Here is a 17038-nt window from a genome sequence, read left to right as displayed (position 1 = left end):
AAGCGCTTACGAATGTCCGAGAGGAGGGGCTTCTGATGAGCGAATGGATGAAGAGTCGTCTGATTGTGATTTTGTGGCCATCGTTCCTGATGGCAGGTATGGCTGAAGTAGTGTTTTTCACCTTTATCGATCCCCAGCAGCTCTATCTGCTGGGGAGACCGGTTCATTTTTCCCAGACAGCAACCTACTCGATCGGTTTTATCGCGTTCTGGTTGCTGTGTGCGGCCAGTTCTGCGGCGACCCTGTTCTTCATGCGCAGTAGCGCGGAGATCAATCCTCAGCCGGACTGATCTTCGCGCGAGTCCCTCTGCTTGCTTTCAGCGGTAGACCAGTACCGGAATCTGGCTATGGGTAACAACTTTGTGGGTTTCCGAGCCGATCAACAGGCCGGCCAATCCGCGGCGTCCGTGTGAAGCCATGAAGATCAGATCGCAGCCTTCAGCTTCAGCGGTGCTGATGATCTCCTCATATGGAATATCGCTCACCGACGTGCGCGAGGCGGCAGCAACACTGGCTTTCGCAGCGACCTCCTCGGCTTGGCCAAGAATGCGTTTGGCCTGTTCCTGGGTGCTCTGAGCGAATTCTTCACGGCTCTCTGGGACCAGCATGGCCCCTTCTCCCGCAAGTGGCAGCGGAAACTCTGGCTGGATGTAAAGAAACGTGACTCGTGCATTCAGGCTTTTTGCCAGTGTCACGGCACTTTGGACGGCTCGGTTGGATAACTCGGAGCCGTCGCTTGGAACGAGCAGGTGCTTGTACATACGAACCTCCTGTCATGAAAATCGGAGCTGCGGTTCCGTGATGGATGGCAGCTTCTACTAAATCTTCCGGCCTGTCCGGGTATCTCTGGCTGGAGGGCAGAGATTCCTCGGCTATGTTCAGGGCGGTGGGGTGCCAAGTGCACGTGTGGCAGGCTTCCGCCATGATTCGTTTAGCCGCAGCCTTGATTCATTTTAGGCTCTTCACGCAGGAGGCAAGCCATGAATTCAGCGTGCCGGAATCTGGATGGGCCCGGCCCATCCTATCGAGACTGGCGGGACAAGATCACTGCGACGATCGATCCGTTAGGGGTGGTTGTACCTCTTATCCACGCCCAGCTTGCATGGGGGTTGCATCCGGAAGAGTTGCTTGAACAGATGCTGTGTTTTTCCAATGATCTGCTGACCGTGGGCAATCATGCGTATCGCCGGGCAATAGGGGTTCCGAGTGAAGATCCGGTGGTGCCGCAACCGGACGATACCCGCTTCGCTGATCCCGTATGGACCGAGCATGCCAGCTGGGATATTGCCAAGGAATGGTACTTGCTGGTTACCCGGCGTATCCAGGATATGTTGTATGAGACTCCCGGGCTGTCCGACAACGAACGTCGCAGAGCAGCGTTCTGGTGGCGAAAATATCTCAATGCGGTGGCTCCGACCAATTTTTTCTGGAGCAACCCAGTTGCTCAGCGCCTGGCTGCGGAAAGCAATGGCGAGAGTTTGCGTCGGGGGATGGAGAATTTTCTGGCGGATCTGGCTGCAGGTGATATCCGCATGACGAGTCCGGACGACTTCAAGGTGGGCGAGAATCTTGCGACTACGGTGGGGGGAGTTGTTGCGCGTAACCGCATGCTGGAAGTCATCCGCTATGCTCCGATCCAGCCACAAGTGCATGCGCGGCCGATGGTTATCGTTACACCCTGGATCAACAAATTCTATGTGTTGGATCTGATTCCGAAGAAAAGCATGGTGCGCTATCTGCTTGATCAGGGGATCGATGTTTACATCACCAGCTGGAAGAATCCGGATCAGTCGATGCATGATGTGGGTTTCGATCACTACATCACCGAAGGCATTGATTTCATTGTCGATACCGCGCGCAAGCTGTCGAATGCCGACAAGGTGAATGCTTCTGGTTACTGCATTGGCGGCACGGCCCTGTCGATCTACATGGCTTGGGCTACACGTCAGTATCCCACCGAAAAACATCCGGTTGCCAGCTGGACGCTTTTCACCACGCTGACCGATTTCTCTGCTCCTGGGGATATCGAAGTCTTCATCGACGAAGGGAGTGTGCGCTTCCTTACCGACGCGATGCGTCGCAAGGGAGTACTGGAAGGCAAGGAAATGGCTTCAGCCTTCCGCTTGCTGCGCTCCAATAGCCTGATCTGGCATTACTACGTGCACGGTTATCTGTATGGAGAGAAGCCACCTGCTTTTGATGTGCTGTACTGGAACATGGATACCACGCGTATGCCGGCCACCATGCATGCCTGGTATCTCAATGAGCTATATCTGCATAATCGCTTGATCGAGCGTGATGCGCTGACGGTGGGCGGGCAGCCTATCGATCTGGAGCGCATCGAACAGCCCCTGTATTCCGTGGGGGCTGAGGATGATCACATTGCGCCCTGGAAACAGACTTTTCGGATCATGAATTTTGTGCGCGGGCCAAAGCGCTACGTGCTTTCCAGTTCTGGGCACATTCTTGGGATCGTCAATCCAGTGGTTACGCCGCCGAAGCGCCGCTTCCGGGCTGATCATGTCCACCGTACCGATTCACCGGAAAAGTGGCTGGCGCGCGCAGAGTGGCAGTCTGGGTCATGGTGGGAGGATTGGGTGGCTTGGCTGGCGCCACACTCTGGAGTCTTGCGTCCGGCTCCGCAGGCCGGGAGTCTTGCACCCAAAAGCCTTGGGGCTGCTCCTGGCCGATACGTGCTGGAAACCTGAGACGTCCAGCGCCTTTGGCGGGCCCTGAGAACTCAGTGGTCAGCTCGGAGCGTGGTTCAGGAGTGCCTTGAGGCCATCCGCATTGAGGATGCGGATATGTTTCTGTTGAACACCGATCAGGCCTTCGTCGTGGAACTTTGAGAAGGCGCGGCTCACGGTTTCCAGCTTGAGGCCAAGATAGGAGCCGATTTCTTCGCGAGTCATGCGCAGGTGGAATTCCGAGGCGGAATAGCCACGCACACGCATGCGCTGGGAAAGGTTCAGCAGAAAAGCGGCGATACGTTCTTCAGCGCGCATCGACCCCAGCAAGATCATCAGGCTTTGGTCACGTACGATCTCGCGGCTCATGAACTTGTGGAATTGTTGCTGCAACGATTTGATGTCGCGTGTCAGGTCTTCCAGCTGATCGTAGGGCATCACGCAGACTTCACTGTCTTCCAGTGCAGTTGCATTGCAGACGTGATGGTCATTGCTGATCCCGTCCATGCCCAAGATCTCGCCCGCCATCTGGAAACCGGTTACTTGCTCGAGACCTTCCTCGGTGAGGATGTCGGTCTTGAAAAATCCGGTACGGATGGCGTACATCGCCTCAAAGGCATCACCGGCACGGTAGAGCTGCTGGCCGCGCTTGAGCTTGCGCTTCACGACCAACTCGTCGAGCTTGTGCAGATCCGCGTCATCCAGACCGACGGCAAGGCACAACTCGCGCAGGTTGCATTGACTGCAGGCGATGCGCATGGCGGGGGGCAGGGGCTTGGTTACTTTTTGATCCACCCTTGAAGTGTACCCTGCGAATTGATCAGCATCAACGTTTTTGGGGTATAAGTCTGCGATCTTGGCTGATTAACTCAAAAGAAATCGAATCGTGCTCCAGACGATCCAGTTCGACCCCGACATGATCCGCCGGTTTGACGTGCCGGGCCCGCGCTATACCTCATATCCTACGGCAGACCGCTTTCTGGCCGAATTCACACCGGAAAGCCAGGCCGGGCACCTTGCTCGCCTCTCAACGCCGCAGGGCACTCGCCCGTTGTCGCTGTATTTCCACATCCCCTTCTGCAACACCATCTGCTACTACTGTGCCTGTAACAAGGTGATCACCAAGGATCACTCACGTTCGGCGAAGTACATTGACTATCTTGAGCGCGAGATGGCCATGCAGGCAGCCTTGCTGCCGGCTCCTCGGCCGGTCGCACAGATGCACTGGGGTGGGGGGACTCCTACTTTTCTGCAGCCAGAGGAGATTCTTCGTCTGGTGAGTGCGATCCGGCAGCATTTCACGCTGCAGGCAGGAGGGGAGTTCTCCATTGAGGTTGATCCGCGCAAGGTGAGCGCCGAGACCGTGGCCTTGCTCGCGCGTGAAGGCTTTAACCGCATGAGTGTGGGGGTTCAGGACTTCGATCCGAAGGTGCAAGCAGCCGTAAATCGTCGCCAGAGCGTCGAGGAAACCCGGTTGGTGATCGATGCTGCGCGTGCGGAGGGTTTTCGTTCGATCAGTGTGGATCTGATTTATGGTTTGCCACACCAGAGTGTGGAGGGCTTTGGCCGTACCCTGGATACGGTTCTGGCGATGCAGCCGGATCGGTTGGCGCTCTATAACTATGCCCATCTGCCGAGCCGCTTCATGCCGCAGCGAAGGATCAACGAGACGGACCTGCCTGCTCCGGACGCCAAGCTGCAGATCCTTGCCCTTGCCATCGAGCGCCTTGGGGCTGCAGGGTATGTATTCATCGGTATGGACCACTTTGCACGGCCAGATGACGAGCTGGCGGTGGCTCAGCGTGAGGGGCGCCTGCAGCGCAACTTTCAGGGGTACTCGACGCATGCCGAATGCGATCTGCTGGCCTTCGGGGTGTCCGCTATTGGCAAGGCGGGCGGGGCTTTCAGCCAGAACCAGCGCGAGCTTGATCCCTACTACGCAGCCCTTGATCGCGGCGAATTGCCCGTGATGCGTGGCTGGGCTTTGAGTGCGGATGACGAGCTGCGCAATGCGGTCATCCAGACCTTGATGTGCGACTTTTCGCTGTCCTTTGAGCTTATGTCCAGCCGGTTCGGGGTTCGCTTTGAGGAGTATTTCGCGGCAGAGCTGAACGACTTGCGTGAGCTTGGTGCTGCTGGTTTGCTTAGTATTGACGCGCATGGCGTTCAGGTCAGCGCGGCTGGGCGCATGCTGGTACGAATCATCGCCATGGTTTTTGACGCCTACTTGCGTAGCGACCGTGAGAAGCGGCGCTATTCCCGCGTGATCTGATGGTCGGAGGCGCCCTGGCTGACTGGGGCGTATCCCTCGAAGGGCTTGGTGTGTCTGATTTTTCCGCCAGCGGTTTTCTCTCCGTTTTTCTGATTGGCTTGCTCGGTGGTGCTCACTGCATCGGCATGTGTGGTGGCATCGTCAGCGCGCTTTCATCGCCGGTTCCGGGGGCTGCTCCGGTGTGGTCGCGTCAGCTAGCCTATAACTTCGGACGTATCGCAAGCTATGCCCTGATCGGAGGGCTGGTCGGTGCGATCGGTTCGGCGAGCATGCTCTTCAATCGCGTCCTGCCGCTGCAGCTGATGCTCTTCGTTCTGGCCAATCTGATGCTGATTGGCATGGGGCTTTACCTGATGGGCTTCACCCGCGCACTGGCTGGCGTGGAGCGTGGCGGGCAGCTTCTGTGGCGGCGTATCCAGCCGCTGAGCAAGCGTTTCTTGCCTGTGCGAAGCTGGCGCCAGGCCCTGCCAGTAGGATTTCTGTGGGGATTCCTGCCTTGTGGCTTGACCTACAGTGTGCTGTCGCTAGCGCTGGTGAATGGCTCGGCTGTGCGGGGGGCCGGGTTGATGCTGGCTTTCGGGGCAGGCACCCTGCCGAACCTGCTCTTCGCTGGCATCCTCCTTGCACGTTACAGAAATCTGGTGCGCAGCCGTTCTTTCAGATTAGTGGCTGGTCTTGTGGTGCTGTTTTTTGGCATCTATGGCCTGATCCGTGCGCCTGAACTCGGTGGGTTGTTGTGGGCAGGTGTGATCTGCGAGGTGTGAGTTTTTGACGGGGACAAGACTATGAACATCCTGTTGGCTGTCGATGGTTCTGAATACTCCGCACGTGTGGTGGAGGCCTTGTTGACCTTTTCTGCTCGTTTGCGCGAGATGCCCAAGGTTCATGTGTTGTATGTGCACCTGCCGATCCCGATTGGTTTTGCGACGCGTCACGTGGCCCGCGAGATAGTTGACGCTTACTACCACGAAGAGGGGCTGGCAGTTGTGCAGCCTGTTGCCGAGCGTCTGCGTGCGGCTGGGCTTGATGTCGAGCAGCATGTGCGAGTGGGTTCGCCGGGCGAAACGATTGCCAATGCCGTCAATGATTTGGAGTGCGATGCCGTGTGGATGGGTACGCACGGACGCGGCGCAGTGACTCAAGCCTTGTTGGGTTCAGTGGCTGCGCGGGTGGTGGCACTGGCGCACCGGCCGGTGACGCTGGTGCGCTAAGAAGCTGTTTCCTATCTGTAGCGAGAGGCCGTCAGCAGGGTGAAGAGCAGCACAGGAACCGGTGTTTATGTTGATCAATGAGGATTTCGTGCTGTGCATGAGCCCTGATCACGGCCTCGCAGCAAGATCGGAAACAGCTCCTAAGGGCGCATGGGTCGGTAGGACTACTGATAGGCAGGGCAGACGAAAAGCATGACAATTGCGCCCGCCTGAGCGTGAAATGAACACATAACGATAAAACCGGACTACACCAACGAGGGGTTTTGCATGGGCTTCAACAATGTACCGCCGGGGAATGTTCCGGATGACGTCAATGTCATCATTGAAATCCCGGCGCACGCCGATCCGATCAAATACGAGATCGATAAGGATACCGGCGCGGTCTATGTGGACCGCTTCATGGGCACTTCGATGTCCTATCCCTGCAACTATGGTTACGTGCCGCGATCCATTTCCGGTGATGGCGATCCGGTTGATGTGTTGGTGATGGCTCCGTTTGCGTTGATTCCTGGGGTGGTGATTCGCTGCCGCCCGGTAGGTGTGTTGCGCATGGTTGACGAGGCTGGTGAAGATGCCAAGGTACTGGCAGTGCCTGTGCCCAAGATTACATCGCTGTACGACAACATCCGCACCTATCAGGATCTGCCTTATCTGCTGTTGCGCCAGATTGAGCACTTCTTCCAGCACTACAAAGATCTGGAACAAGGCAAGTGGGTCAAGGTGCTGGGCTGGGATGGTATTGACGCTGCACGTCAGGAAATCTATTCCGGTGTCGCCGCTTTCAATGCCAAGGCTGGAGATGAGACGGATTGAGGCGCGATGGTCCGTTTGGAATAACCAAGCCTGCGTGATGCAGGCTTTTTTTCAGGAACGGGCCAGGCTGGCCAATGCGCAGACCTGATCGCGTATCGGTTGTGGTACCGGAATCTCGCGATCGAGTATGCGTCGGATCAGCGCCGCATTTTCGCTGACCGAGCAAGCCGCTTCACTGCTTGGATCCAGATCGAACTCAGCTGCGGGAAATAACTCTTCTGGTTGCCCGTCGCAGAAACCAAGCAGGCGCGGACGACGGCGCGGGGCTGCGTAAGCCTCTCCTTCTGTGCCCCGCATCAGTAGTGCAGTGGCTTGCTCTGCTTCAAGCAGTGCCTGCATGGATTCAAGATAGGGTGGATGGGTGACGCCTACTACGCGCACGCTGCGGCCTCGGCAGGGGTCCAGCAGTTTTGCCAGGGTGTGACCACTGTTACGTACGCCGAGCACAAGGCGCAGGCCTAGCAACCAGTCCAGGCCGCGCGCCAGCATGTCCAGGCGCAGGCAGGCGATGTGCCGTGTTGCTAGCGCGGTTGAAGCATCGGGCAGGCTGCGTTCGCACTCAACTCCAAGCGCCGATAGTAGATCAAAGGGACTGACGCGGGATTCGAAATCATGCCGTCCCTGAATCAGTACCGGCACACCTTCGCGCGCCAGCAGCAAGGCTACCAGCGGCATCAGGTTGGGTTGTTTGCGGGCGCCATTGTAGGTGGGCAGTACAACGCAGCGCAGGCCTGGAGGAACTTCTACCTGGCGAGTGCGCTCATCCAGTGCTGCCTTGAAGCCAAGGAGTTCGTCTGGACTTTCTCCTTTGATGCGTAGGGCAAGCAAGATGGCGCCCAACTCCAGATCTGCTACCTTGCCGTCCAGAATCTGGCCGAACAGTTCCAGAGCCTGCTCGCGCGACATGTCGCGCGCGCCCTTGGTGCCCCGGCCAATTTCCTTGATGATCGCTGCGTAATTCATGTACTGATTATCGCTTGGCAAACGTCGCACGCCAAATCGACAGAAAGGCTAGACATGAAAATCGGTTTTATCGGGCTGGGCCTCACGTGCGGGCCTGTGGGTTTTGATCTAGTTCGTGCAAAGCATGAGCAGGTCGTATGGTCGTGCTTGGTGGAGTCGATGGCGTCTGTGCTGGATGACCTGAGTGAGGCGGCTGACCATGCGTAAGTGGCTGCTGTGTCTGCTGGCGCTGGCTGCTTGTGCTCCGGTTTGGCAAAGGCCTCAAGTAGCTTTGATGGATGTGAGGATTTCCGGTGGCAATCTCTTTCAGCAGAAACTGCGCCTGCAGTTGCGGGTGACAAATCCGAATGCGCTGGATATCGGTGTCGAAAGCCTGGTGTTTGAAGTGTTGGTTGGCGACAGCCAATTTGCCAGTGGGCGATCGAGTGCGCCGGTGACTATCCCGAAGCGCGGAGAAGGTCGGGTAGATGTTGATGCGGATGCGCAAGTGCTGGGGTTATTACGTCGGTTGCCGGAGCTGACCGGGGGGGATGGCAAGCTCCACTATCGCCTGAAGGGTGAGGCACAGATCAAGGGATATGGCCGTACGCCCTTCGATCAGCCGGGCGAACTGGATGTCAGCAAGCTGCTCGGTGGTGCAGCCAAGCCTGCCCCGGCCGGGAATGGCGAGCGGATAGGATTTTAGTAAGAGTGTTCGGTCTGTAAAAACACGCACGTTGGGAATGGCTTCATCAATGGGCTGACCTGATCCCGTGCGGGGCAAGATAGCCAGGCCTCTGCCTGATCGCTCGCCAGATCGGTGCAGCGTGGATGTGTAGAGGCGCATTCGTCGCCTGCATGATCAGGACTTTAAGCATGGAGCCGATCTTGTTGGAGGTGTCGCCACGGGTTGTGAAGCGGCCTTCTCTGATCATCACGTTGGGATACGCTGATGGTCTTGGGAGGCCGTTATTCCGTCTGCGGCGCCTGATGAATTGGACCGAGCGGGCCTCCGGGATACACTCGCGGTTCCTGAAATGCTGGAGCAGGCATGCGCAATCTTTTGCTGTTTTTCCTCTTGTTGCTGGCGGTTCACTTTGTGCGCCGCTGGTGGCAACGCTCTGATGCGCCGCAAGAGCGGGGGGCGGAGCAGGCTGCACCTGCGGAACCCGAGCGCATGGTGGGGTGCGCGCATTGCGGCCTGCTGGTTCCAGAGAGTGAGGCGGTAAGTGACGGTGGGCGGGACTTCTGCTCGCCCGAGCATGCTCATCTTGGTGTGGGGGGCGGCCACTGATGACTGCAGTACTGACCGGATTCGAGGCTCCGGATGCACGCGCGGTTTCGATCCGTTACTTCAATCTGTACCGGATCGTCGTGGCGAGCGCCTTTGCGATTTTCGGCGGTGTGCTGAGCTTCGGCCAGAAGGCGCCAGATGTGTTCATCGTGGCGGTGGTGGCCTACTGGGTGATGGCCTTCACCTTCTTCCTGCTGCATGCTGGCAGCCCGCATTACGGCGAGCGTACGCTGGGATTGCAGGCGGCACTGGACATCATCGTGCTAGCGATGTTCATGTATGCCAGCGGGGGCTATCGCAGCGGTGTGCCGTTCCTGATGATGACTTCCATTGCAGGTTCCGGACTTATTGGCCAGGGCCGTATGGTGCTGGGGGCCGCTTCGCTGGCGACGATTGCAGTGCTGATCGATCAGGCCGCCCGTATGCTGAGTGGAGAGCGAACTACGGAAGATCTGCCACAGGCTGCGATCGTCTGCATTGGTTTTTTTGCGGTGGCCATCGTGGCCCGCATGCTGGCCCGGCGTGCGCTGGCCAATGAAGCGTTGGCGAGGGAGCGTGGACTAGACCTGGCACGCCAGTTACGCGTCAATGCCCGCATCATCGAGGATATGCAGGAGGGCGTAGTGGTGGTCGATGAGCGTGGTCGGATTCGCCAGGCCAATCCACGTGCGGCCGAGCTGCTCGGTGTGAGGCTGGATGTTGGCTCGGCGCTGAGTGCGTGTGTGCCGGCGCTGGAGGCTGGAGCGGTGCTGCACGTCGAGACTGATTTCTGCGTCCACATCCAGAACGAGCAGACCGGCGCATCACTCCAGGTGCGGCGGCTGGCGACTGGCGAGGGTGCCGATTTGCTGTTCTATGTAGAAGATACCGAGCGGGTTCTGGCGCGTGCGCGGCAGATGAAGCTCGCTGCACTGGGGCGACTTACTGCCAATATTGCGCACGAAATCCGCAATCCGCTCTCCTCGATCTCGCACGCTGGTGAGCTTTTGCTGGAAGAGAAGCGAGGAGAGGTCCAGCAGCGTCTGGTGCGGATCATTCATGACAATACGGCCCGCATCGAGCGCATTGTGCGGGATGTGCTGGAACTTGGCCGGCGTGATCGCCTGACCAGTGAGCGCCTCGAGCTGGGGCAGTTCTGCCGGACCTTTCTGGAAGAATATGCCCTGCAGCACGCCGATGTGATGACGCTGGTGGTGCTCGATGTACCGCAGGAGGTGTGGGTGAATTTTGATCGCGTGCATCTCTATCAGATCCTTTCCAATTTGCTCGGCAACGCGCGTCGTTATTGTTGCGGCCAGCCCGGCAGCATTCATCTGAATGTGCAGCGGCTCGACGAAGCACGTGGCCTGTTTACCATTCGTGATGACGGCCCGGGCATTCCGTCAGAGGATCGGAGCAAGGTGTTCGAGCCGTTTTTTACTTCCGACCCCAAGGGGACCGGCCTAGGGTTATACATGGCTCGCGAGCTGGCAGAGGCCAATGCGGCTGATCTGAGTTTGCTGGATGCTGCGGGCGGGGCGGAATTTCATCTGATTGTAAGGAGGCTGCATGAGCAGTGAGAGCATGGAGCGTCGTGGCCGTGTGCGGGGTGCCGACGTGCTGGTGGTTGATGACGAGGAAGATATCCGCGAATTGATCGAGCTTTCGCTGGTGCGTATGGGCTTGGGTGTGGACGCTGCAGGCTCGGTGAAAGAGGCGATCCGTCTGGCCAGTGAGCGCCAGTACCGGTTGTGCCTGACGGATATGCGCCTGCCGGATGGTGAAGGGCTGGATGTTGTGCGCTACATCGCCACTCATTGCGCCGACTTGCCTGTTGCCGTGATTACTGCTCACGGCAGCACGGACAACGCGGTGGCGGCACTCAAGGCCGGCGCTTTCGATTACATCTCCAAGCCCGTGTCGCTCGAGCAACTGCGCACACTGGTCAAATCGGCCCTCGAGATCCCGAAGGCTGAGCAGAAGGCTGGCAAACCGGTGGCGCAACTCACTGGGGAATCGGCCAGCATGCTGCAGGTGCGCAGCATGATCGAACGCCTCGCTCGCAGCTTGGCTCCGGTCTATATTTCTGGCGAATCCGGCAGTGGCAAGGAGCGCGCCGCTCGCCTGATCCACAGTTTCGGCGCGCGCTCGGACAAACCCTTTGTTGGCGTCAACTGCGGTGCTATTCCGGAGAACCTGATGGAGAGTGAGTTCTTCGGCTATCGCAAGGGTGCTTTCACGGGGGCGGATGCTGATCGGGAAGGTTTCTTCCAGGCGGCCGACGGCGGCACGCTGTTTCTCGACGAGGTCGCTGATTTGCCGCTGGCCATGCAGGTCAAACTGCTGCGCGCCATCCAGGAAAAGCGTGTGCGGCGTATCGGCGACACACAGGAGCAACCGGTTGATGTGCGCATCATTTCAGCGACTCACCAGAATCTGCGAGAGCGGGTAGAGCAGGGCAAGTTTCGTCAGGATCTCTTTTATCGCCTTAACGTGATCGAACTGAAAATGCCGGCTCTGCGAGAGCGGCGTGACGATATCCTGCCGCTTGCCGAAAACATCCTTGCACGTCTTGCGACAGAAGCCGGTTTGCGCACGCCGCAGCTTACCGATGCGGCACGGCGGGCTTTGCTGGCTTATGCCTTCCCCGGCAACGTGCGCGAACTTGAAAACATCCTTGAGCGCGCCATGGCACTGGCACTGGGGGACCAGGTTGAAGTCGAGGATCTGCATCTTGAGCCGCAGGACTGTGAGGGCTCGCCAGGTGCCCATGGTTGCGCTGAGGGCACCCTGCAGGATTATCTTGATCGGGTCGAACGTGACGCCATCATTGAGGCCTTGGGCAAGACTTCTGGCAATCGCACCGCGGCTGCACGCGTGTTGGGCGTAACTTTCCGCTCGCTGCGTTATCGCATGGAGCGTCTGAGCATGAAGGGTGACAAGGGGGGAGAGGCCGAGTGAGTGCCCTGCAACTGGATCATGAGGGATGGCTCAGTGAGGCTCGCAGGATTCCGTCACCGAATTCTGATGAACGCCCGGTTGGCTGCGTGGCAGAGCTGCTGGTGATACATGCCATCAGCCTGCCACCGGAGGAGTTTGGTGGCCCCGGCGTCGAAGCGCTCTTCACCAATACTCTCGACGCTTCCGCTCATCCCTATTACGCGAAGATCCATCACCTGCGGGTGTCTGCACACTTCTTCATCCGTCGGGATGGTGAGCTGCTGCAATTCGTGTCCACCCGTCAGCGTGCCTGGCATGCCGGCGTCTCCTGCTGGGAAGGGCGTGAGCGCTGCAACGATTTCTCCCTCGGCATCGAGCTGGAGGGGAGCGACACGCAAGCGTTTGAGGCTGCCCAGTATGCGCAGTTGAACAGGCTTGTGGCCTGCCTTGCGGCACATCATCCATTGCAGGCTATAAGCGGGCACAGTGATATCGCGCCTGGCCGCAAGACGGATCCGGGGCCATTTTTCGACTGGAACCAGTTGTCGTCGTGTGCTCTGCATAGCGGCTTACGCATGCACAACATGCGCTGAACACGGCTACCGCCGATAGTAGCCTTGTGCGGCGGACTCACCATATCTAGTGTGCACTGATTGGGCAGAGTGGTGGCGACTCGCAATTTTCCGGAAGCGCATGAATTGCCCTGTGGCCGGGCTTTCCGACGAACGTTGATACTTGTGGTGAGTAGGGTGGAGTCATTTGTCATTTTATTTTGGCTTGCTTGAAAGCCTTGTGGCGCAAGCTTTTCCGGCAAGGATGAAATGTTGTGTGTTCGCGACGAGCGTGCAAGTCTTCGCCTAAGGCAAGAAGAAAAGTCTTGATTCCACTAGTTTTTTGCATTAAACGGTAATGACAAGCTCAACTTCATTCACGACCTGAGCCGGTGCATATACAGAACCAGAACCCGACGTCTGTGCTTACCTACACTGCCTTCGACGCAAGGGCTTTCTGTTCTCCGCAAAAACGTGATGCTCATCGCGTCTGCATGCCGGAATTTTCTGGACTTCCCTTTCCCATTCTTCGCCATGCTGCCGCGATGTTGAGCAGGGTGGTCGACTGTTTTCTCATCGCCGCGTTATCGCGTGGCTTGATCACCATCCGGATGGCATCCGGGGATGGTGTGTTCGTGCGTAGTAACCAACCTGATCGGTGCTAACAAGGAGGTGTGAAGATGGCAACAACTGAGAAAGTAAAGAAAGCAGCAGAAAAAAAACCGGCGCCCAAAGTGGTCGCCAAGCCCGCAGCTAAAAATGCGGCTCCCGTCAAAGCTGCTGCCAAACCTGTAGCGAAGAAGGCTGCACCAGCTAAAGCTGCTGCCAAGCCAGTGGCGAAGAAGGCCGCGCCGGCCAAAGCTGCTGCCAAGCCAGTGGCTAAGAAGGCTGTGGCTGCCAAGCCGGTCGCCAAAGCTGCTGCCAAGCCAGTGGCCAAGAAGGCCGCACCAGCTAAAGCCGCTGCCAAACCCGTAGCAAAGAAGGCTGTAGTGGCTAAGCCGGTCGCGAAAGCTGCAGCCAAGAAGGCTGCACCAGTCAAGGCCGCAGCCAAGCCGGTGGCCAAGAAGGCCGTGGCGAAAGTTGCAGTGAAGAAAGCAGCGGCGGCCAAGCCCGCAGTAAAGAACGCTGTTGCCAAGCCAGCAGCCAAGCCGGCAGCTAAGAAGGCTGTGCCGGCCAAGGCGGCAGCCAAACCGGTCGCAAAGAAGGCTGTGGCCGCCAAGCCTACCGCTAAAACTCCGGCCAAGAAGGCTGCACCGGTCAAGGTGGCTGCCAAACCTGCCGCTAAAAAGGCCGCAGCTGCAAAGCCTGCCGCCAAGCCGGCCGCCAAGAAAGCTGCGCCGGCCAAAGCCGCAGCGAAGCCCGTTGCGAAGAAGGCCGCTCCTGCCAAAGCCGCAGCGAAGCCTGTTGCCAAGAAGCCGGCTCCGGCCAAGCCTGAAGCAAAGAAGGTTGTTGTTGCCAAGCCTGTAGTGAAGAAGGCTGCTCCTGCGAAGGCTGCCGTGAAGCCCGAACCCAAGAAGGCTGTAGTTGCCAAGCCTGCGGCGGTAGCCAAGAAACCCGCCACAGCCAAGAAGTCTGCCGCAAAAAAAGCTGAGCCGGTTGCTGCCCCCGCTGCGGCTGCACCGGCTTCGGTAGTTGCAGCGCCGGCCGCAGTTGCCGAGACATCTCAGGCAACTCCTGCTCCGGCACCCAAGCCCGCAACGCCCTCGACGGCGGCTACTCCGGGTATCAAGTCCTCGTTGGATCCGAAGGCTGGCTGGCCTTTCCCGGGTGGTTCGCGCCCCTGATTATGGCCAGTTCAGGTGTATGAGAACGGGGTCTGCGGACCCCGTTTTTTTGTGCCTGAAAGTACAGTGGGTGGCTGAATCTACCGTCTGACGCGGCTTTTGAGGAAATGACAAATGAATTGCCGCGTCAGCGCTGGCTTTGTGGGCTGATTGACAAAATTCATTGTAATCAATAGACTGCGAACACCTCTGGAAACAGACGGAAACGCTCTGCCCTTACTCAGGGGGCTGCATAGCAGGATCGAGCGCTTCGTCACATAGAACTACATGCCCTGATGACCCGTTACGCTGTGGTCGCCGATGCAAGAAGCATCGTGTTGCTGCAGTCCAGTCCGGCACCTCCCGGTTGCGGAGATGCGTTACGCAGGATGGCCCTTCCCACTTGGAAGTTTTCGCCATCTGACACTCGAAGAAAACCGGTATGAACTATCACGCTGCGCTGCGCGCGGAGTGTTGTCCGCGCCACGGCGCTGTGCCGGTTTGACTGAACAGGAGAGCCAGAATGACACCCTTAGTCAGACTGACCCGCTTTGCTCAACATCTGCTGACTTTTTTCCTGCACTTTGCTCACGGTGGTTTCGTGATGGCGGGTGTGATCGTGATGGCCGGCATGACTTATCAGCTGGGCCGTTTCGGTGTGGATGGTCTTAATCCCCGCGAAATGTTTGGCTATGGCCAGCAGATGGTGGAAACGACTGAAGTTGCGATGGTGGATGCTGTATATGAAGAGGCTGTGGCTGAGCACTCGCGCGGCATGTCTGCTGGTCACGCACGTGTTGCAGCCGCCATTGCCAAGCGCCATCGGGTCTCTCCGCTGGTGGTCGAGACGCTGGTCAAGGCGGCTCAGCGTGAAGGGCAGGCGAATGGTGTGGATCCGCTGCTGATCCTGGCAGTGATCACTGTTGAGTCCGGCTTCAATCCTTTTGCCGAGAGTAATTTCGGTGCTCAGGGCCTGATGCAGATCATTCCGCGTTTTCACGTCGAAAAGATCACCGCTGAGAAGGGCAGTGTTGCGCTCTTCGACCCGGTTGAGAACATTCGAGTGGGCACCCTGATTCTCAGGGAGTACATCCGCTCCACCGGAAGCGTAGATGCAGCGCTGCAACTTTATGGCGGGGCCAGTGCCGATCCGGAGATGGCCTATTCCAGCCGGGTCATGCAGGAGTTTGAGCGCCTGCGTGGTTTCGTGGCGGCACCCGCCACGCGCACGGCGGCGCGATCTGCCACTGATAAGGCCAGCTGATTACAGGACGCTGCGGATGCGCTCCAGCGCTTCTGCGATGCGTGTTTCGTCAGCGGTATAGGCTAGCCGCAAATGTGCGGCAGCCTGCCAGTCACCAAAGTCTTTGCCTGGAGTGCAGGCCACTCCGGCCTGATCAAGCAGGCGGTGAGCAAACTCCATGCTGTCAGTCGCGAGCCCTGCGATGTTGGCATAGATGTAGAAGGCACCAGCAGGTTCGTGTCCGATACCGAAACCGAGCTCACGCAAACCTTGCAGCATGCCGTTGCGGCGCGAGGCAAAAGCCTGGCGTCGGAGCTCCAGGATTTCCAGGCATTCTGAACTAAAGGCTGCCAGTGCCGCATGTTGGGCAGGGGTTGAGGCGGCGATGAACAGGTGCTGAGCAAGCATCTCCACTGGACGCGCAAAACCTTCTGGAACTACCAGCCAGCCTAGGCGCCAACCGGTCATGCCGAAATATTTCGAGAAACTGTTCACCACGAAGACATCCTGGCGCTGACTCAGGACGCTGCTGGCGGCTTCGCCATACACCAATCCTTGGTAGATCTCATCCACGATAACCTGCTTGCCGGCGGTTCGCGTATGGGCGCACAGCGCGTTCAGCTCTGCTGGGCTGAGCACGCTGCCCGTCGGGTTGGCAGGGCTGGCAAGAAGCAAGCCCTTGGTATGCGGCCCCCAGGCGGCGCCGAGTTGTTCGGCGGTCGGCTGCCAGGCTGTCGTGGCACTGACCGGCAGAGCGCGTACGCTGCCGTTGAAGGCCTGTACAAACTGACGGTTGCAGGGATAGCCCGGGTCTGTGAGCAACCATTCGTCACCGGGGTTGGTGAGGGCCGCTACCGCAAGTAGTAGTGCGCCGGAAGCGCCAGCGGTAATGATGATGCGTTCAGGATCAACGTTGGCGCTGAAGCGTTCAGCATAAAAACCGGAGATTGCTTCGCGTAAGGCGGGAAGGCCCACCGCTGGGGTGTAGCGCACCTGCCCCTTGGCGAGAAAAGCCTGGGCTGCCCGGATTACGGGCTCCGGACTGGGGAAATCCGGCTCTCCAACCTCCAGATGAATGATGTCGTGCCCTTTGGCTTCGAGTGCTTGGGCACGAGCCAGCAACTCCATGACATGGAAAGGAGGAATGCCGTGCAGCCGCGCGGCGAGACTGTCGGGAAGAGTGGCGGACATGTGGCTGTGGAAGGGCGGACAAGGGGTGAGCATACGTGATTTGTGCCAACAAGCATGTCCGGATGAACAGCAGGGTGTCAGGTGTGCATTGCGGCTTCTAGAATGAGCGGCACATACAAGAACAATCTTCCCGAACCCTACTCAGAGGCCTT

17 protein-coding genes are annotated in these 17038 nt (G+C 58.4%); 13 read left to right on the top strand and 4 right to left on the bottom strand.

The window, feature by feature from the left end; translation table 11 throughout:
- The first annotated feature begins 35 nt into the window (after positions 1 to 35).
- Positions 36 to 290: a hypothetical protein gene (locus tag HJ583_RS11095; protein ID WP_235943805.1), complete on the top strand. Its 255-nt coding sequence runs from the start codon at positions 36 to 38 to the stop codon at positions 288 to 290.
- 27 nt (positions 291 to 317) lie between these two features.
- Here the strand turns inward: HJ583_RS11095 and HJ583_RS11090 are convergent, their stop codons facing one another.
- The gene (locus HJ583_RS11090; protein WP_170021947.1) at positions 318 to 761 is read right to left on the bottom strand and encodes a universal stress protein; all 444 of its coding nucleotides are present in this window, start codon (positions 759 to 761) and stop codon (positions 318 to 320) included.
- A 219-nt stretch (positions 762 to 980) separates the two neighbouring features.
- Here HJ583_RS11090 and HJ583_RS11085 point away from each other — a divergent pair, with 219 nt between their 5' ends.
- Positions 981 to 2708 carry a PHA/PHB synthase family protein gene (locus HJ583_RS11085; RefSeq protein ID WP_170021946.1) on the top strand — a complete coding sequence of 576 codons (1728 nt, stop codon included), beginning with the start codon at positions 981 to 983 and terminating at the stop codon, positions 2706 to 2708.
- A 39-nt stretch (positions 2709 to 2747) separates the two neighbouring features.
- Here HJ583_RS11085 and fnr read toward each other — a convergent pair whose 3' ends face one another.
- Positions 2748 to 3446, bottom strand: a complete 699-nt coding sequence (fnr, locus tag HJ583_RS11080) for a fumarate/nitrate reduction transcriptional regulator Fnr (RefSeq protein ID WP_101942282.1) — start codon at positions 3444 to 3446, stop codon at positions 2748 to 2750.
- 127 nt (positions 3447 to 3573) lie between these two features.
- Between fnr and hemN the strand changes: the two genes are divergently transcribed.
- The 4 genes from hemN to ppa all read left to right on the top strand — a co-directional run bounded on the left by hemN (position 3574) and on the right by ppa (position 6983).
- Entirely contained in the window at positions 3574 to 4959 is a 1386-nt protein-coding gene (gene hemN / locus HJ583_RS11075; RefSeq protein ID WP_170021945.1) for an oxygen-independent coproporphyrinogen III oxidase, read from the top strand.
- Positions 4959 to 5723, top strand: a complete 765-nt coding sequence (locus tag HJ583_RS11070; protein WP_170021944.1) for a sulfite exporter TauE/SafE family protein — start codon at positions 4959 to 4961, stop codon at positions 5721 to 5723. Before hemN ends, HJ583_RS11070 begins: the two co-directional genes overlap by 1 nt.
- Before the next feature lie 21 nt (positions 5724 to 5744).
- Positions 5745 to 6170 carry a universal stress protein gene (locus HJ583_RS11065; protein WP_170021943.1) on the top strand — a complete coding sequence of 142 codons (426 nt, stop codon included), beginning with the start codon at positions 5745 to 5747 and terminating at the stop codon, positions 6168 to 6170.
- 267 nt (positions 6171 to 6437) lie between these two features.
- A complete protein-coding gene (ppa, locus tag HJ583_RS11060) occupies positions 6438 to 6983 on the top strand; it encodes an inorganic diphosphatase (RefSeq protein WP_170021942.1) in 546 nt (181 codons plus the stop codon).
- A gap of 51 nt (positions 6984 to 7034) precedes the next feature.
- Here ppa and ybiB read toward each other — a convergent pair whose 3' ends face one another.
- Positions 7035 to 7946: a DNA-binding protein YbiB gene (ybiB, locus tag HJ583_RS11055; RefSeq protein ID WP_170021941.1), complete on the bottom strand. Its 912-nt coding sequence runs from the start codon at positions 7944 to 7946 to the stop codon at positions 7035 to 7037.
- A 199-nt stretch (positions 7947 to 8145) separates the two neighbouring features.
- Here ybiB and HJ583_RS11050 point away from each other — a divergent pair, with 199 nt between their 5' ends.
- From HJ583_RS11050 to HJ583_RS11020, 7 genes are all read left to right on the top strand, one after another.
- Positions 8146 to 8631 carry an LEA type 2 family protein gene (locus tag HJ583_RS11050; protein WP_170021940.1) on the top strand — a complete coding sequence of 162 codons (486 nt, stop codon included), beginning with the start codon at positions 8146 to 8148 and terminating at the stop codon, positions 8629 to 8631.
- 345 nt (positions 8632 to 8976) lie between these two features.
- Positions 8977 to 9219: a PP0621 family protein gene (locus HJ583_RS11045; protein WP_170021939.1), complete on the top strand. Its 243-nt coding sequence runs from the start codon at positions 8977 to 8979 to the stop codon at positions 9217 to 9219.
- Positions 9219 to 10778, top strand: coding sequence for a sensor histidine kinase (locus HJ583_RS11040; RefSeq protein WP_170021938.1), 1560 nt, complete (start codon positions 9219 to 9221; stop codon positions 10776 to 10778). The genes HJ583_RS11045 and HJ583_RS11040 overlap by 1 nt, the downstream gene beginning before the upstream one ends.
- Positions 10768 to 12159, top strand: coding sequence for a sigma-54-dependent transcriptional regulator (locus HJ583_RS11035; RefSeq protein WP_217423370.1), 1392 nt, complete (start codon positions 10768 to 10770; stop codon positions 12157 to 12159). Before HJ583_RS11040 ends, HJ583_RS11035 begins: the two co-directional genes overlap by 11 nt.
- Before the next feature lie 5 nt (positions 12160 to 12164).
- Positions 12165 to 12731 (top strand): 1,6-anhydro-N-acetylmuramyl-L-alanine amidase AmpD, encoded by a 567-nt coding sequence (ampD, locus tag HJ583_RS11030; RefSeq protein ID WP_217423393.1) that lies wholly within the window; start codon positions 12165 to 12167, stop codon positions 12729 to 12731.
- A 638-nt stretch (positions 12732 to 13369) separates the two neighbouring features.
- Entirely contained in the window at positions 13370 to 14473 is a 1104-nt protein-coding gene (locus HJ583_RS11025; RefSeq protein ID WP_170021936.1) for a hypothetical protein, read from the top strand.
- A gap of 502 nt (positions 14474 to 14975) precedes the next feature.
- The gene (locus HJ583_RS11020; RefSeq protein WP_170021935.1) at positions 14976 to 15716 is read left to right on the top strand and encodes a transglycosylase SLT domain-containing protein; all 741 of its coding nucleotides are present in this window, start codon (positions 14976 to 14978) and stop codon (positions 15714 to 15716) included.
- Here HJ583_RS11020 and HJ583_RS11015 read toward each other — a convergent pair whose 3' ends face one another.
- The gene (locus HJ583_RS11015; RefSeq protein ID WP_170021934.1) at positions 15717 to 16886 is read right to left on the bottom strand and encodes a pyridoxal phosphate-dependent aminotransferase; all 1170 of its coding nucleotides are present in this window, start codon (positions 16884 to 16886) and stop codon (positions 15717 to 15719) included.
- Positions 16887 to 17038: the final 152 nt, after the last annotated feature.

Source organism: Uliginosibacterium aquaticum (genome assembly GCF_012972705.2).
Lineage (GTDB): Bacteria > Pseudomonadota > Gammaproteobacteria > Burkholderiales > Rhodocyclaceae > Uliginosibacterium > Uliginosibacterium aquaticum.
This window is presented reverse-complemented; position numbering and strand designations above follow the sequence as displayed.